This is a genomic window from Microbacterium esteraromaticum (genome assembly GCF_900163815.1).
In the GTDB taxonomy this organism is placed as follows: Bacteria; Actinomycetota; Actinomycetes; order Actinomycetales; family Microbacteriaceae; genus Microbacterium; species Microbacterium esteraromaticum_B.
On sequence record NZ_FUKO01000033.1, the window covers coordinates 62,081 to 78,704 of the forward strand.

Below are 16,624 nucleotides of genomic sequence, written 5' to 3' on the forward strand. Positions count from 1 at the left end.
GATGCAGCATCCGATGTCATCCCTCAGGAGATTGTCTTCAATGCCAGCTGCAGCACGGGTGCATCGCCAGCTCAGAGTGAGGCGCCATCGGTCGCCCGCCAACAACGGTAGCATCGGGCCGTCCAGCCGGCGAGAGGATACGACCATGCGCCAGATCCTGGTCCGGTCCGCACCGCCCGAGCAGGCGATCCCGCCCGGCCGCATCGGGTACGACCTGGATGCCCCGATCCTGCTGCTTCACACGATCCAGACGGGAGTCGCGTACGAGCGCCTCCTCTCAGACGGGGTCCTCCGACCGTCACCCGAGCTTGCGGCCACGGAATGGCCCGATGCCTACGCGTGGATGAACCGGATGATGGCGGACCGGTTGCCGACGACCGGGGACGCGGCCTTGTGGCTCTGGGCCCGAATCCGTCGATACGACCTGGTCAGCAACTGCAGACGGGCATCACGCTCCAGCGATCCCCAGGTGCTGCTGACCTGCCGGATACCCCGCGAGCGAGTTCTGTTGTCCCAGTTCGACGAATGGCACTCAGCACTGAACTCGGCTCTGGCGGTGACGATGGGCCCGGGCGAGACCGATGAGTCGTTCGAATCCCGGTACAGCGAGATCACGGATGCATTCCTCGCTCGTCTCGAGGCCGCCAACGTGAGGAACTCACCGATCTCTGAGTGGCCGGCGGATCTTCGGGCAGAGGCCGAGCGCTCCTGGGAATACATCTTCGACCGGCGGCGATTCGATCGGCGGTCGTATTGGCAGGCGACTGTGCACGAGATTCGTGCCGAGGACGTGACCGATGCGGTCACGATCGTTGGCGCACCCTCGTAGCGTCGGGTCTGATCTGCCGACGGGTGCTGAGCACCCGCATCACGGAAGGTACGGGAGCTCCGACTTGTTCACAGGAACTCCGGTGCGGCCCATCGCGTCGAGCAGCGTCCGAGTGCCGCGGACACGCTGCTCCATCGCGTCTCCCGACGGCGGCCCGACCAGGACTTCGCTGACCGGGAGTGGTGTGAACACCGTCGGGGACTGCGCGTTGCCCAGAGGAGCTCGACCCAGCGTCAGATAGGGCACTGGCCCGCGCCGCGATGGGCGGAAATCTGGTGTGACGCCATCGGGCCGCTGCACAATCAGGCGCACTTCGTCTTCCTTCTCGAACGACGGATGCTTCAGCGCAGCTGCAAGACCGGCCAGGTGGGCCTGGACCACGATGACGGCTGCTCGCTGATCACCGGAGTTGACGATCTGCCCCATCTGCCTGGTGGGATCCAGGAGCTGCGTGAAGACTGAGTGGATGAGCTCATCCTGCTCATCGGGCAGGTACCGGACCTTCACCCACTCGGGCGAGACCATGAACCCGGTGTCCACGGACGGCCGCCCGATGAGCGTGTAGGTCTCGAAGGCGTCGAGCTTCAGTGCATACCCACCTTCGCCGGCATAGCCACGCCAATGCTCCAGGGAGTCGCGGGTGGTGGAGGCGCAGCAGACGTATGCAGGGTTGTCCGCCAATTGCTTCAGCAGGTCTCCGAGCACGATGCGGATCGGGACATGCTCACGGATCGTGCCGGACGTCGCGTTACCCTCAGCCTCGTACCAGTCGATGATGCGCTGAGCGCCATACTGCAGCTCGGAGAAGTCGTTGAGCTGCGTAGCGGCCGTGGACCGGAGCGTCCCGTTCGGGTAGATCTGCACAGGCGGCGACCCGGGCACCAGCTCCGATGAAGGCGTCGGCGTCCGGCTCGTCAGGATCCCTACGAGCCCCGAGGAATCCGTATAGTGCCAGACCTCGCCCTTGTGTGACTGGCCCAGACCGAACGCCGAGATGGTGCCACGGATCGGAAGTTCAGCATCGGTCATCCCGTCAGGATATTGCCCCGCTGCAGCGCCAGGATGAATCGGCCATCATCACGCGGCCCGGTGCTGGATGAGCTCAATCTGATCGAACGCGGGCAGATCCAGTTCTTCGCGGATGCGCCCGACCGTCTTCGCGTCACAGCGGATCGTGGCCGCGATGAGGATGTCCGAGTACTTCCGCGCCCACAGGGTCCTCACGCAGATGCGGCGCTCCGCAGGAGTCAGGCGTGGTCCGTCTCCTTGGAGTGCCAGTGCGACGGCGATGTCGTCGACCAGGTCCGGGTCGCGGTCCACAGCGGGAGGCTCGGGGTCTGTGTCCGGATCGTCCCACGCGAGAGGCGGCAGCCATCCATGGCGTTCCGCGAGCCGCCGGGCTGCATCGTGCTTTGGGCCCTCAGGGCGTTGGTCCCACAGCGCGTCGAAGAGAGCCTTGACGGCATCGTGGGTCGCAGCAGTGACGATCTGCCGCTTGCCATGGACGAGGGGTGACAGGTTGCCGACGCCGCGGCCGAGGAGCTCGGCGATCGCGCTCTGGGTCTGCCCGGTCGCCACGAGCGCCTGCAGCCGCCGCGTCGTCCCCGTCGCGGGCACCGTGCTCGTCGAGATGATCTGCGGCTCCAGACGGAGTAGCGCTTCGGCGACGACAGCCTCGATCGTCTTCAGATGAACGCCGGCGTGGGCGCCACGACGCCCGAAACGGAGAGTGGTGAGCGTCGAATGGGGCACGCCGGCGGCGACGGCTATCCGCTCGAGCGCGAATCCCGAATCCAGCAGGCGCTGAAGGACTGCGCGTGCAGGTGCGGCATCCACGCGTCGCGGGCGGATCTGATCCTCGCGTCCGTACGCACGGAGCCGCGAGCGTCTGCGTTGACGCTCCATCTTGCGCGAGTGCCTACAGGGGGAGCAGCGGCATCCGTGCTGGGTCCAGCATCCGTCGACGGTGTGCGTATGGTCGGGCCCTGGCGGGCACTCAGGGAGGGGCGTGCGTGATGACCCGTGTTCGGTCAGGGTCTGGTCGCGCCACGCCTGCAGATAGTGCATCCGGCAGAGCCCTCTGGCGCAGACCGGTTTCTCGCAGTCATCAGCCGTGCAGTCGGTCATGGCTGTGCTCGCGTGCATTCAGCCTCATGGCCGTGCGCCCTGCGGGCTTGCTCGACCGCGGCCTTCACCAGTTGCGGAACCTGGACGACGTCCTGCCCACAGGCGCGGCAGACAGCGGTCCACTTCTTGACCCCATCGACATCCACGGCCTTCAGGGGCGGGTATGAGAGCGGCATCTGTGATCCTCCGTGGGGATCACATACCCGGTGTGTCGGCTAGAAGAGAGGCTCCGCTGCCGCTCCCTGCCCCGTGCCGATGATCTCAGTCGCGAGCGGCTGCGATGCGCCGCGGGCGGCGTCGATGAGCTGCCCGGCGGGAGCCATGCTGGTCAGCCATTCCTCGGCGAAACCGGCGGGGATGAGAAGCGGCATCCGGTCGTGGATGCCGGAGATGTGGTCTGCTGCGGGTTGCATGACCAGGGAGTAGCAGGTGTACTCCTGGCCGTCCGCGGTGCGGCCGCGCCTGGTGACGGCGGCGAGTCCGAGGAGATCGTTTCCCGGCAGGGAGAGGTGGTGGAGGGCCTTGTTCGGCTTCTGGAACTCTCGCCAGTAGCTCGCCGGCACGATCGCCCGGGAACCGATCGGTCCCTTGCCAGCCGCCAGGCGCTCCGACTTGGTGTTGATCGAAGGGAAACGGGCTTTCGCGCCGTCGACGAGGTAGCCCCACCAGCCCAACGTCAGCGTGGAAAGGCCGGTGAAGATGGGGTTGAGGTTTCGCGCCTTGATGCCGGTGGGAAGCAGAGTCTTCCCGTCGTTCGACGCCGACCAGGTGCGGAGGGCATCGATCACGGCATGGTCGACGACATCCTGGTAGTCGGAGCTGTGAACGCGGGGATCAAGACCGTAAGAGGCACACTGGGCCAGCGTAGTCGTGGCCTCCGACAGGGAAGTTCACCCGAACTCTGGAGCGTGCACCGCAGGGCGTTCGGGATTCTCCAGGGCGATCCCGAGGATCCGGTATGCGGTGTCGTTGAGGTCGTCGCCGGGGTAGAAGTCCTCGAAGAGCGCTTCCGCTTCCGCCATCGAGCTGATTCCGCGTTCGGCAAGGAGGACGCGGAGATCCTCGTACTCGCGTCGGGCGCGCCGCTGGGCAGCGTATAGCTTCATCGCGATCAGCATGTCCAGGGAAGCGACCTTCACGGTGACCGTCCCGCTCGCGTACACGGTCTCCCATTCCTCGCCTCGGGCGCCCATGCCGCTCGGGAGGAAGATCTGCGCCTTGTCGTTCACCCAGTCGTCCGGCCAGCCCTGCTCGACGGCGACCTCCTTGGCGACATCCAGGACCGCGTCAGCGGGGGAGAGCGCGGCGTCGATGTCCTGCGTCGCCCCACGAGCGGCGTTGTGCCAGAGGGATATCGCCGCACCACCGACGATGCGGAGCTCTGCGGGCTCGCCCCGTTCCTCGAGGCGCTGGACGATCTCCTTCAGCCCGAATTCGAGCTCGTCCCTGGTGAGCCGAGCCGCTGGGGTCTGCAACCGTGTCTCCGGTTCCGTCCGGTGTCTGCCGACGAACTGCCCGGCGTTGTCCGCGCCACCGCGCGGATGGTCCTCGGGCCGCCAGGTGTTCATGCGGAGACCAGCTCACCGGCTTCGATGTAGACGCCACGGCGGCGCAACGGCTCTGGCACCTGGTCTACGTCGACCAAGTCTGCGAGCTCCGGAGCCCACGGGCTCCACCGCGAGTCAGGGTCCCCGACCGTCTCCGACGCCCACGGAGGGGTGGGGATGTCTCGTGCGGCAGTCTCCTGCTCGACGATGCCCGCGATGGCCCACGACCATCCTTCCGTGTACGGCTCGGGCTCATCGACAGTCAGCGCGGCCACGGCGAGGATGTCGCTGGCGCGGAGGTTGTTCACGAACTGAAGGAGTGCCTGCACGGCCGCGTTCCTGTCGGCGTGGACGAGAGCGTTCCGGATGAGCGAAGCCGTCTCCGCGGCGCTCGCTCGACCATGCGTGTCGACGACGAGAAGCCGGGCGCCGAGCCCTCGTGCCCACGTCTGCGCCGTCGATGCCCGAGGATCCCGCCGGCCATGCTCGAAGGCGTAGATGGCGCTCGTGTCGATGCCCGTGCGCGCGCCAAGGGCCGTCGCGGGGAGTCCCCGACGACGGCGGAGCCGCGAGAGCTGTTCGGTGAGCATGCATCCATGGTAGGGCGTTTTCGCCCTACAGGCCATGCGTCTTGTCAGCTGCGTGTCTCCGGTGGCGCGTCATCTTCTTGCTCGAGCGGCGCATCCGAGTTGACTTGAGCGAATCTTGTGAGACGTCGCTTTGCCGCTGCGATGCGAGGCGCAGCCACCTCGGTCCATTTCCTCTTGATGTCAGGGCCGAACTTGTTCACGACGACCACGCCGCCGACGACCACGATGATGCCACCGAGGATGGCCGCCACCTTCACCCAGTCGATCTGGCCGTTCTGGGCCTGATTCTCGGCAGCGAGCTGGTCCTGGAAGGCTCTGAACGCCGCCTCGGCCTCTTCCTTATCGACCGCGTTTTTGAGCGCCTGCTCTGTACGGCGGGCGACGTCAACCGCCCGAGCCTGGGCGATGAGGTCAGGCGTGATCTTCAGCTCGTCGAGGATCGACTCGTCGTAATACGTCGTCGGCCAATCGCGGCGAGCATAACCGCCGTAGCCGTTGTCGCGGTCGATGACCTTCCCGTACTTCTCACCGAGCGCAGTGAACTTCCATCCGCCGTACTCGCTTTCTTCGATCACTCCCATCGCTTCCAGCAGCCGATTCGTCACTCGCCCGTTCAGTCCGTACGGTGCGCCGATCTCGGTCGCCGATAGGCCGTGCTTTCCCATGCTCATACCCCAGTCTTGGAACGTGGTTCTGATGATAGGGCCTAAGGAACAACGCCAATCCCTGCTCCTTCCTCATGCGTCTTCGAACCGGGTATGTGTCCAAAGCGCGGCAGATGCCGCTGACGAGCACAATCTGGGAGGTAACGGCACCGTGCGTCCGACAGAAGAGCAGCAGGCCGCCGTCGACTTGTTCACCGCAGGCGGGAACGTCGTCGTCGAAGCCCTCGCCGGCACCGGCAAGACCGCGGCCCTCCGGTTCATGGCCGACACCGCACCCAACCGCAGGGGGCTGTACGCCGCCTTCAACAAGGGCATCCAGCTCGAAGCAACCCGGCGATTCGCTGGGACCCCGGTGACGGCGCGGACGATGCACTCTCTCGCCTACGCCGAGTACGGTGCGCCGATGAGGCATCGCCTCGGGAAGCAGCCGCCGCTGAAGCCCACCGAGAAGGCGCAGATCCTCGGGATCAACGACAAGTACGTGCTGACCTCCGCCGACGGCGACGGCCTGCCCGGGGCCCTCAGCCGGCAGCAGCTGGTGTCGTACGCGACGAAGACGGTCATGGACTTCATGCGGACAATGGACCCGGTCGTCACGGCGGAGCATGCGTACATCCCGCCGACGATCGAACCGAAGCTCAAGGACTCAGCGGCGTCGCGGCTGCGCACCACGATCGCTGATTTCGCCCAGGAGTACTGGAAGGACCTGCAGAACCCGAGTGGCAGGATGAAGTACACGCCCGAGGCGTACCTGAAGTGCTGGGCGCTCAGCGCCCCGATCCTCCCCTTCGACTACATCCTCTTCGACGAGGCGCAGGACGCGGACGGGCTGATCACCGCGGTGCTGCTCGCTCAGGACGCCCAGGTGATCGCGGTCGGTGATCGCCGCCAGCAGATCTACGAGTGGCGCGGCGCCGTCAACGCCATGGACGCATTCGGCGGTGAGCGCACCATGCTGCGTCGCAGCTTCCGCTTCGGCCCCGCGATCGCCGAGTACGCGAACATGTGGCTGGAGGCCCTCGGCGCCCCGGACGACATGCGACTCGTCGGGTCCGACAAACTGGCCACCGTCCGGCGTCGCACCCCAGGTTCTGGTCGACAGCCGGATGCGGTTCTCACCAGGACGAACGCCGCGGCGATCGAAGAGATCGTGACCGCCCAGGAGCAAGGTGTGGACACCGGCATCGCGGGGGAGAAGAAGTCCCAGGAACTGCGGAGCCTCGCTCAGGCAGCTCTTGATCTGAAGCAGCGTGGCTGGACCAGCCACCCGGAGCTGAGCGTGTTCAACACGTGGGCCGACGTCCGCGCCCACGCCGACAGCGACGACGGTGCGGATATGAAGCCCCTGGTCGACCTCGTCGACCGCGTCGGCGCCGACCAGGTTGTCGCGGCCATCGACGCCTGTGTGCCTGTCGATCAAGCGCGGACGACCGTGTCGACCGCCCACGTGGCCAAGGGCCTCGAATGGGCGCAGGTGCACATCGCCGAGGACTTCCGCGAGCCTCCGAGGAAGAAGGGCATCCAGCAGCCGATGCGTGCTGAGGAGGCCCGGCTCGCCTACGTGGCCGCCACTCGCGCGAAGCGGTTCCTGGACCCTCGCGGTCTCGAGTGGTTCCCGCGGTTCCTTGAAGCCGGTGGCACGGTCGCCGAGCCCTCGGCCGGGTATGCGGAGATGAAGGAGGCATCATGACCAAGTTCAAGGAGCTCACCGAGCCGCCCGCGCTCGTCGGAGCCGAAGGGTTCCAGGCGATGACCGGCGCCGAGAGGGTCGCGATGCTGACCGCATTGCTCGACGCCATCGAGGAGCGCGCGAACTGGGAGAAGCAGGCGATCATCGAACAGCTCGCCGGCGCCACCGAGACCACCCCAATCCCGTCCCAGTACGGCAACGTGACCCTGACGATCGGCTCGCGCCCGCGTGTCATCAACCAGGAGGCGCTGCTCGCCTGGGTGAAGGAGCACGCTCCCGAGCGAGTGCGCACGGTTGAGGAAGTCGACCCGGAGTACAAGGCCGCGCTGATCAAGGATCTCGCCGACATCGGGGACGGCGAGTTCGTCACCGCAACGACGGGCGAGCTCGTCGACTGGGTCTCCCTCGGCGACGCACCCGCGCCGAAGGTCTCCTATCCGGCCAGCAGGCTTCAGAAAGCCACGAAGTACCGTGCGCGGCGAGCCCTCGCTCAGCACCTCGGGGAGATCGCTGCGGCGGTGACCGATGTCTGAGACCAGGCCACATCGCACCGCGCGCGTCAGCCCCGACCGGTTCTGGGTCGCGATCCTTGCCATCGTGCTCGTCACGGTCATCATGGTCGCCAGCTTCGTGTTCTCGTACGTCGCCATCATGGACTCGGGCCGGTGGGCTGGAGCGGTCGGATGGGTGCAGGCTCTCGCTCCGCTCTTCATCGACGGGGCGATCGTCACCTACACCCTCGCCCTGGCCATCTACGAGTCCCGCGGCGAAGATCGCAAGGTCCGCCGTCGGACACGGCGTCGGCTCTGGGCATATACGCTCGCGTCCGTGGTCCTCAACGCCGCCCACGCAGCTGCCTTCTGGGACTGGGACTTCTCCCGCATGGAGGCATGGTTCGGCGTTCTGATCGCCGTCCTCGCCCCGCTGGCGGCACTCGGTGCTGCTGAGGAGGTCATGCACCTCGCGTTCGTGAACGCCGAGGCTCAGAAGAGCGAGGGGCCGTCGGAGGAAGCTGATGACGAGGCGGAGGCGACGCACGAAACCCTGTCTGAGGCCCCGGAAGAAGACTGGCGACACGTGCTCGCCACCATCGAGGAGTCCGCCGGCGAACCGGCAGGCCAGCTGACATCAGAAGTGCCCGTCGTCGTCGGCGGAGCATTCCTCGCAGAGAACGGAAAGGAGCTCCGAGATGACGAGCACTTCTGAGCAGGAGATCACCCTCGCGTTGACGGAGCTTGATCTCAACGGGCGGCAGTACAAGGTCCCCCGCGCGGCTCTCGTCACGTACCTCAATGCGGTCTACCCGGGGGTGTCCGTGGACCGGAACGTGCTCGCCCGGGCAGAGCAGGCGTTCCTCGGAGAGTTCACCGAGCTCGCGGACGTGGCCCGTGCGATCACCGAGCAGATCACCCCGGACGATGCAGGAGCATTCCTCGACCGGTGGCCGTTCAAGAAGCACCTCGACTGGACGGCCGCCGGTGCCGACATTCCGGGGATCACGTCGTTCATCCCCGACGGTGCCATCGCGAGCACCTCGGCGCTCATCTGCATCGACGGCCGTTACTGGTTCGACCGTCGCTGATCGTCAGGCGTCGACCGCGCCTCGCTCGCGGAACGCCTCGAGCAGCCCGTTCACATCACGGAGCAGATCTCCAGCGCGGTCGCGGCTGACGTGCATGACCTTCGCCACAGCCCTCGCGGACGGAGTCTCGCCGGCGAGGACGATCTGAGACCACACCTGCAGCGTCTGCACCACAGTCTCGGAGCGAGGAGGGTCGAACTGGCAGCGAGCGTCCCGCTCAAGCAACTGCATCGTCGAAGCGACCTCACTCGCCATCTCAAGGTCCTCCTCGCCGGTGTCGGCCTCGGAGACGAACCAGTCACCGTCGGCATACGGGTCATCGGGACGCTGGTCAACGAGCGTGCCCCGGCGCAGGTACACGCCAGTCACGTCGCCCACATCGATGATTTCGCCCTGCTTCGCCGCATTCGTCCGGTGCGCGAGCACATCGGAGTTGTACGCCTCGACGACCTCCGCAGGCGTGACCTCGCGGCCGAGCGCGGCGACCATCTCCTGCCGCTTCTTCTGCGCCGAACGGTGCCGGCGGCTGATGCCGACCATCCCCTGAGCCAGGGTGACAGCCGACGAATCGGCCCAGTCGCTGACGGCATCCTTCGCCCAGTAGTACAGGCGCGACAAGACCGGCATCCGGATGGCGTTGAACGTCTCGGGAGTCAGATCGTGCAGCTTGCGGATCAGCCCGATCGTGAGCGTGCTCGTAGCGTCTTCCCAGTCGATGCCGGAGGAAGCGTAGCGACGGGCGATCGCCCGGCCCCAGACTTCCAGCGTCTGGTCGGCGGCGAGACGTTCGATCAGCTCGTTGACGCGAACGGTGCGTGCTGGCTCGGCGCTGGATGCGATGCCCTGGAGGAGGGCCCGCAGCTCCGTGTCGTTCTGTTCCGTCGCCATTGTCATTCCCCTTCGTGCATGATCGCTGGTTCCGGCAGATATGGCCACCCCGTCCAAGGGCGGGATTCCCGTGTCTGCTGCCGTGCTGCTTCGCTCAGCGCCATGCACCGACGTCCGCCTGAGCGGGCGTCGAGTAGCCACTGTAGCGGCAGGCGTGATGCCTCCGCTCTGCTGATCGGCGGCTTGCCAAGCAGAACCAGAGAACGGTTGATCACTCGGAACGCTCGAGCTCGTCCCCACCCGTCCTGGTCGGCGAGCAGGCGGACCAGGGGGATCCTCAGGAGCGGCTGATATCCGGGTGCGCAGGCCCGGCGAATCAGCTCGGGCACGTTCGTCTCACCCGCGTGCAGACGAACGAGCCATTCCGCCCTCATCCGGTCGGCTTCAGCACGGCTGAGGTTCGCTGAGTTCAGGCTCGGCATCGTCATGAGGTTCTCCGCTGGGCGCGACGCTGCGCGTCACCAGCTGTCGTCCGGTCGCGGCTGGTCAAGTTCGAGGCTGTGCGTGCCGATCGTGGCGCCGGCGGTGAGTGCTGCCTGGACGCGGTTCACGCTGATCAGCGCCTTCGGGTGATTCGCCCGGTATGTCTCCAGGACCCGATGCGGGTCGATGGTCTTCAGCTCGCGGGCGATTCGCCGCAGCTGCCGTCCCATGGGCGGGTCTCCGATGTGCGAGCGCACCATGCTCTCCGCCGCGGACCAGATCGCGGTGGCCATGTACTTCATCGTGGATGTGCGGATCGCCGCCCCCGTCGTCGCAACGCGAGTGATCATCCGCATCACGACGCTGCTGGTCTCGCCGTCCAAGCCGTACATGAGCCGGGACAGGACCTGCTCCGCGTCTGCGCGGTCGATGACGTCGCCGCTTTCGTCAGGCGCAGAGTCGTTGATGTCGCGGTAGATGCGTCGGGACGCGGTCGCGATCGCCGACCTCGAGTAGGGCCCGAGTTTGTAGAGGAGATCGAACTGTGCCTTCGAGCCGAGCTCGATGATGTCCCGCAGCGCCCGATCGACGTTGATGCCGTTGTGCACGACGGCAAGTGGGGCGTCGCCGGCCTGGGGCGGAAGATGTCCTGAGATGCCGTCCGCGGAGATGGTCACGGAGCCAGTGGATCGCCCCGCCGAAGTGTCGTCGATGACCCACTCGTAGTTGGTCGACGTCTCGATGGGGACGATGATGACGGTGCCTGTGGCCCCCTCGGGGTCGGACTCCCACTGCACCCGGTTGATGCTCGTCTTCCCTGCCCAGTCGGCCCTCGCGAACTGGGGGAGTGAGACCACCAGCCCGATCGTCGGGTGCTCGGACTCCAGCAGGCGGGATGCGGCATGACCGTTCGCGACGTGCGTGAGGGTCTGCGCGAGAGTGTCGCTGGTGGGGAACAGCCCGCGATCGTGGTCGCTGAGGTGCAGAATCACGAGCGGCCCTTTCCGCGGCGGATCCGGCCGAGGAGTCCGTTCCGGCTGCGGTCGGGCTCGGTGAACAGGTCGATGCGGCCGGTGACCCGGGACAGGATGGCGTTCAGTGCCGGAGAGACGGCGGGGTTACTCGAATCCAGGTGGCCGTCGTGGGTCATCTGCCGGTACTTTTCGTCGTAATCGGTGTGCCCGATCACGGATCCGAGTCCGCTGTAGATCTGGTTCAGCTGCGCCTCGTCTCGGTCCGTGTACGCGGCGTAGTGGCTGGCGAGGACCATCGTCCGCCCGGACTCGACGCCGTCCTCACGGAGTCCGCGCAGGCGCTCTTCGAGGTTCGAGCGGCCGGGAGGGGAATCGTCCGTGACGGCGACGAGCCATGCGTCGGCACGCAGCAGGGGGATGAACAGGTGGCGCCAGAGGTCGCTGGGCTCCTGCTCCATCATCTGCGTGTCGACGATGACCACGTCTGCGAGCGTCCGCGCGTGATCGATCACGTCGCCGTAGATCCGGGGCGAGGAGTACTTCTGATCTGCCTGCTGAGCACTGCGGGGACCGAGCACGAGCCCGAAGTCGGGGGTGTTCAGGCCCTGAGTCGACCGGTATGTCGCGTAGTCGCCCGGGAACATGAATGCCGCGGTCACGTCCTGCGTGGCGTGCGCGTCGTAGATCGTCGGGACCGGGGCTGACCGGGGGATGGCCATGTAGATGCGGACATCCGGCTGGCCGCGGTTCGCGTCAATGACGATGCAGGACAGCTCTGCTTTCGCCGCCTTGTCGGCGAGGCCGAGAGCGGTTGTCGACTTGCCGCCGCCACCGCGTCCGGAGCTCACGATCACGAGCTCGCCGCGCTCTGCCCTCGAGCGGCGGTTGCCGCGACGTTCGACAGCGACCGAGGTTCCCGGGCGCCGGTACATGGCAGCGTCTGCCGGATCGGTGATGCCGGAGCCGAGCCGGTGGTCGAGACGGATCACCGACTCATCGGATGGCGAAGACTCCGGGTCGCTTCGATCCGCTGGCTGGTCGGTCGCCGCGGGGCGAGCGTACGGCGAAGTGACGCGCGCGGGTTCATCCGGGATGACGTCAGCGGACACCGTGGTGTCGTCCGTTGACGCTGGTCGCGTGTACGGGTCTCGCATGCTCATGCGGTGTTCCTCCTGATAAGCCGCCGCTACCTGATAAGAGGCATCAGCTCGGGCATCGGTCGACAAAATGCGTCACTCCAGCTGCAGCACCAGCACGGCATCGCCGCCCCGGGAAGCTGTGTACGTGGTGGCCTGGTGTGCGGCGTGGGCCGCCTTCAGCGCGGCCAGCAGCTCTCGCTGAGAGGCCCGGTCGATGAGGGCCCCAGCGTTCGCGATCGCCGCAGACGGCGCCCACCCTGCGGAGACCGGCACGCCGGGTGTCATCCCTGGTGCGATGCTCCATACGCCCGTCGTCGTCGGCGCGTCGAGGACCGCCACGGCGGCCGACTGCTTGGCAACCGGCACGTGGACCTCGGCCGTGCTCCGCGCAGGAAGCTGGGGTTCCGCAGGTGCCACCGGTTCGTCGTCGACGAACAGCGGCGGTGAATAGACCACCGGCTCCCGCACAGCCTCCGGCGGCGCGGTGAAATCGATCCGGGGGTACGGGGACGGCGGGAACGATCCCGTGGCCGGATCCGTGACGTCGACCTTCCGGACGCTGTAGACCTGCATCTCCTTGACGCTCACCGTCTCGGAGTCGGGGTCGCGCGGATCGGTGAGAATCTCCCGGTACCGGACCTTGCCGTGCACGGTGACGATGTCACCGACGAGCGGGCGCGTCAGAGGTGAGCGATTGTGCTCAGCGAGCTCTGAGTCCCACATCGTCCCCGGGATGGACTGATCGATTCCGTCGATACGGAGGTTCGCCATACGGCCCTTCGAGTACGCACGCTCCAACCACGCTCCCAGCACGGCCAGCACGTGGACGATCTCCCCGGGGCGGTCCGGAACCTGCTCGACCCGGACAGGCTTGCGATCGAACTGAGAAGCACCCGATGCTCGGATCGTCACCGTGTCGACCTGGTCGGACAGCGCCAGCAGCGGATGCTCGCCCAGGGAGACCAGCAGGCGATCGCGCTGGCGCGTGGCCCGCTCGAGGACGCCCCACTCCATCGGCGGAGGAGGGAAAGCTTCGAGCCCTTCGGCCGCCGCAGTGAGGGTCTGTCCGAGTCGAGGACCGAAAGCGTCCACCGCACCGGAGTCAATCAGATTCCGGATATCGTTCGACTTCACTGCCGCCGCTGTCGTCTTGTCCCCGTCAGCACGTGGGACGTTCACGAGCCGGATGATGTCGTGGAGGGACTCGAACTTCCCGGAACGCTCTCGCTCCGTGACGATCAGCCCACCGAGCGCCTTGTTCAGACCCTTGATCTCTGACAGCCCGAACCGGATCGCACCAGTACGCTCGGGGAACGTCTCAGCCCGGGAACGGTTCACATCCGGCGGGAGGACCTCGACGCCTTCCTCCCGCAGCGAGCGGAGGATCTGGATCCGCTTCTGGTCGCCGTCGGTCACGGCGAGGGTCGCGGCCGCGAAGTCCGTTGGCCAGTTGCCCTTCAGGTAGGCGGTGACGTATGAGAGCAGCCCGTAGGTAGCCGAGTGCGCGCGGTTGAATGCATACTCGGCGAAGCCCACGATCATGTCCCACAGCGTGACCGCCGTGGTCTCCGCGAACGCCATCTTGATGACGGTGCCCGACGCATCCCGGATCTCTTCGACGGCGCCGGATACGAACCGCTCGCGGGTCGCATCCATCATGTCCTTCTTCTTCTTCGAGACGGCCTTGCGGAGCTTCGAGCGCTCCGAGGCATCCATTCCCGCAACGACGGTGCCGAGCTGCATGATCTGCTCCTGGTAGCAGATCACCCCGTAGGTCTCCCCGAGGACTGTCGCGATCTGCGCCTGCTCGGCTGGGTCCGCGGTGAATACCCGGTAGTCCACGGGCTCCTCGCCGCGCTTGCGACGGGCATACGTCTCATGCATCCCGGCAGCCATCGGACCGGGCCGGAAGAGCGCGACGAGTGCGGAGACGTCGTTCAGGCTGTTCGGGGCGACGCTCATGGCCAGCTCCGTCATCGCCGGAGATTCGAGCTGGAAGATGCCAGCAGTGCGGCCCTCAGCCATGACCTTCCAGGCGGCCGCCACCCGAGATGCCTCAGCCCCGGTGTGCGCCGCGGCTGGGTCCGGCAACGACATCCAGTCCAGGTCCTCGCCTGTGGACTCACGGATGTACTCCACAGCCTTGTCGACGACATCCAGGGAACGAAGTCCGAGCACGTCGACCTTGAGCAAGCCGAGCTGCTCGGCGTCGGTGCCGGACCACTGAATCACCCAGCCCCGCTTCGAGCGGCGCAGCGGCACGAGGTCGGCGAGCGGGACAGCCGACACGATGATGCCAGAGGCGTGGATGCCGTACCCGGCGATGACGTCGTGGAACCGAGCAGCGTACTCATGGATCCGGCGGGCGTTCGAGTCGTTCTCGACTATCCGGCGGTACTCCGCTGCTGCTGGCTGCTCGGGGTCCATCATCGCCTCGGGCGCCATCGGCTTCGCGCTGACCAAAGGGACCAGATCGGTCATCTTCGCGCCGAGGGCATCGAGGGAGAGGATGCGCGCTGCATGCTTGATCGCGGCCTTGGTCCGGTCGACCATGAAGGTTCCGAGGAACGCGACGTTCGCGCGCCCGTAGCGGTGGCCGAGGTACTCGATCACCTCGTCGCGACGTGATTCCGGGAAGTCGATGTCGAAGTCTGGCGGCTCGCTGCGTCCGAGCTCGTAGAACCTCTCGAACAGCAGGCCGTTCGGTCGGGGCGGGACCTGGGTGAGGTTCAGCAGGTACGCGACCTCCGAACCGCCGCCGGAGCCGCGACCGGGTCCCACGAGGATGGGCTTCTTCGGCTCACCGCCTGGGGCGACGGGACGGGTGGAACGTGCCCAGGAGATGAGATCTTCGACGATCAAGAAGTAGTCGACCATGCCGGCGCCGGCGATGACGTCGACTTCGCTGCGGACACGGGCCTGGGTGTCCGCATCGATCCCGCCGTAGCGACGGTGCGCACCGGCGCGGAGCATGTGGAACAGGTACGACAGGTTGCTGTCGTGACCGGGAGGAGTCTCGAACGACGGCATGAGGTTCCGCCAGGTCGGAAGAGTCCTCAGCGCGCAGCGATCCGCGATCGTCTGGGTGGTGTCGCAGGCCTCCTGCCACCAGTCCTCGGGGCGGAGAGCGCGCATCTCCTCCTCGCTCCTCAGCCAGTAGCCCTCCCCATGGAACGCGTATTTCGGGTCGTCGAGCGTGCTCTTCGACTGCACGAGCAGCCACGCGGCGTGGGCGTCGGCGTCCTCAGCATGCGTGTGGTGAGAGTCGTTGGTGGCGACGATGCCGACCCCGTGGTCGCGCGCGAGTGCGACGGCGTCGACGAGGATCTCGGACTCGGCCGGGATCCCGTGCTCCATGAGCTCGACGTAGACGTTCTCTCGCCCGACGGCATCGATGAGAGCTTCGAGGTTCTCGCGGGCAGCGTGGGCGTCCGCGGAAGCATCGAGCAGCTGATTCGTCAGCTGCGTTCGCTCGTCGTCTGACAGAGCCGCGTCGCTGCCCTGCTTCGCGTCATCGTCCTGGAGCTGCGCCTCGAGCTCCCTCATCCGGTCAACTGCCGCGCGCTGCCGGCTGAGGGGCCCGAGAATCGGACCACCGAGGCATCCGGTGAGGACGATCAGTCCCTCGGCATGCTGGGCGAGCAGCTCGAAATCGATACGGGGCTTCTGCCAGATGGACTCCTGGGCGAGGTTGTTCAGACGGACGAGGTTCGTCCAGCCGGCGGGCGTCGCGGCGAGCACGGTGAGGTGCATGTACCGCCGTGCCTTCCGGCCGTCCGTTGCGCTACGCTGCACCTCGCCGCGCTCTTCGTCATCTGTCGCAGTGTCCTCGTCGGGCCGAGCCTCGTCCTCGTCGGCGCTGTTGTCATCCGAATCGACCCACAGCACGTTCCTTTCGAACCTGCTGCCGATGGCCAGATAGAACTCGCACCCGGCGATGTACTTCACCCCGGTGGCGTCCGCGCGCTGCTGGGCGGCCCAGCAGGCGGCGAGGTTCCCATGGTCGGTCGTCGCCACCGCGGTCTGACCGAGCAATGCGATGTGCGGGAACAGGTCGCTGATCCTGGTCAGGCCGTCGAGGGCGCTGTACTCGGTGTGGACGTGCAGATGGGCGAAAGCCACGGCGTCTCCTTCCGGAAGATGCGTTCACAGAGCGCATACCCGGTGCTG

General features: G+C 66.6%; 16 protein-coding genes. 5 read left to right on the forward strand and 11 right to left on the reverse strand.

Features of this window, described 5'->3' with window-relative positions; genetic code table 11:
* The first annotated feature begins 145 nt into the window (after positions 1-145).
* Positions 146-829, forward strand: coding sequence for a DUF3841 domain-containing protein (locus FM104_RS12520; protein WP_179206786.1), 684 nt, complete (start codon positions 146-148; stop codon positions 827-829).
* Between the two features lie 39 nt (positions 830-868).
* On the opposite strand, the gene FM104_RS12525 is transcribed toward FM104_RS12520, so the two are convergent.
* The 7 genes from FM104_RS12525 to FM104_RS16320 form a co-directional block, all read right to left on the reverse strand.
* Entirely contained in the window at positions 869-1,858 is a 990-nt protein-coding gene (locus tag FM104_RS12525) for a DUF2971 domain-containing protein (protein WP_087132585.1), read from the reverse strand.
* 48 nt (positions 1,859-1,906) lie between these two features.
* Positions 1,907-2,734 carry a hypothetical protein gene (locus FM104_RS12530; RefSeq protein WP_087132586.1) on the reverse strand — a complete coding sequence of 276 codons (828 nt, stop codon included), beginning with the start codon at positions 2,732-2,734 and terminating at the stop codon, positions 1,907-1,909.
* A 218-nt stretch (positions 2,735-2,952) separates the two neighbouring features.
* Positions 2,953-3,132, reverse strand: a complete 180-nt coding sequence (locus tag FM104_RS12535; RefSeq protein WP_087132587.1) for a hypothetical protein — start codon at positions 3,130-3,132, stop codon at positions 2,953-2,955.
* A 39-nt stretch (positions 3,133-3,171) separates the two neighbouring features.
* Complete coding sequence (locus FM104_RS12540; protein WP_256971652.1) at positions 3,172-3,744, reverse strand: SOS response-associated peptidase; 573 nt, start codon at positions 3,742-3,744, stop codon at positions 3,172-3,174.
* Between the two features lie 102 nt (positions 3,745-3,846).
* A complete protein-coding gene (locus FM104_RS12545; protein ID WP_087132589.1) occupies positions 3,847-4,524 on the reverse strand; it encodes a hypothetical protein in 678 nt (225 codons plus the stop codon).
* The gene (locus FM104_RS12550; protein WP_179206787.1) at positions 4,521-5,093 is read right to left on the reverse strand and encodes a helix-turn-helix domain-containing protein; all 573 of its coding nucleotides are present in this window, start codon (positions 5,091-5,093) and stop codon (positions 4,521-4,523) included. Before FM104_RS12550 ends, FM104_RS12545 begins: the two co-directional genes overlap by 4 nt.
* Positions 5,094-5,137: 44 nt before the next feature.
* A complete protein-coding gene (locus FM104_RS16320) occupies positions 5,138-5,758 on the reverse strand; it encodes a hypothetical protein (RefSeq protein WP_218778579.1) in 621 nt (206 codons plus the stop codon).
* 151 nt (positions 5,759-5,909) lie between these two features.
* On the opposite strand from FM104_RS16320, the gene FM104_RS12560 reads away from it, so the two are divergent.
* From FM104_RS12560 to FM104_RS12575, 4 genes are read left to right on the forward strand one after another with little or no spacing between them, the layout of a single operon-like run.
* Positions 5,910-7,448, forward strand: coding sequence for a UvrD-helicase domain-containing protein (locus FM104_RS12560; protein ID WP_179206789.1), 1,539 nt, complete (start codon positions 5,910-5,912; stop codon positions 7,446-7,448).
* Entirely contained in the window at positions 7,445-7,981 is a 537-nt protein-coding gene (locus tag FM104_RS12565; protein WP_087132593.1) for a hypothetical protein, read from the forward strand. Before FM104_RS12560 ends, FM104_RS12565 begins: the two co-directional genes overlap by 4 nt.
* Positions 7,974-8,654: a DUF2637 domain-containing protein gene (locus FM104_RS12570; RefSeq protein ID WP_087132594.1), complete on the forward strand. Its 681-nt coding sequence runs from the start codon at positions 7,974-7,976 to the stop codon at positions 8,652-8,654. The genes FM104_RS12565 and FM104_RS12570 overlap by 8 nt, the downstream gene beginning before the upstream one ends.
* On the forward strand, positions 8,638-9,030 hold the full coding sequence (locus FM104_RS12575) for a hypothetical protein (RefSeq protein ID WP_087132595.1): 393 nt from the start codon (positions 8,638-8,640) through the stop codon (positions 9,028-9,030). Before FM104_RS12570 ends, FM104_RS12575 begins: the two co-directional genes overlap by 17 nt.
* A gap of 3 nt (positions 9,031-9,033) precedes the next feature.
* Here the strand turns inward: FM104_RS12575 and FM104_RS12580 are convergent, their stop codons facing one another.
* From FM104_RS12580 to dnaE, 4 genes are all read right to left on the reverse strand, one after another.
* Entirely contained in the window at positions 9,034-9,918 is an 885-nt protein-coding gene (locus tag FM104_RS12580; RefSeq protein WP_087132596.1) for a hypothetical protein, read from the reverse strand.
* 458 nt (positions 9,919-10,376) lie between these two features.
* The gene (locus FM104_RS12590) at positions 10,377-11,333 is read right to left on the reverse strand and encodes a hypothetical protein (protein WP_087132598.1); all 957 of its coding nucleotides are present in this window, start codon (positions 11,331-11,333) and stop codon (positions 10,377-10,379) included.
* Positions 11,330-12,475, reverse strand: coding sequence for a hypothetical protein (locus FM104_RS12595; protein ID WP_087132599.1), 1,146 nt, complete (start codon positions 12,473-12,475; stop codon positions 11,330-11,332). The genes FM104_RS12590 and FM104_RS12595 overlap by 4 nt, the downstream gene beginning before the upstream one ends.
* A 72-nt stretch (positions 12,476-12,547) precedes the next feature.
* Positions 12,548-16,576 (reverse strand): DNA polymerase III subunit alpha, encoded by a 4,029-nt coding sequence (gene dnaE, locus FM104_RS12600; RefSeq protein ID WP_087132600.1) that lies wholly within the window; start codon positions 16,574-16,576, stop codon positions 12,548-12,550.
* Between the last annotated feature and the right edge of the window lie 48 nt (positions 16,577-16,624).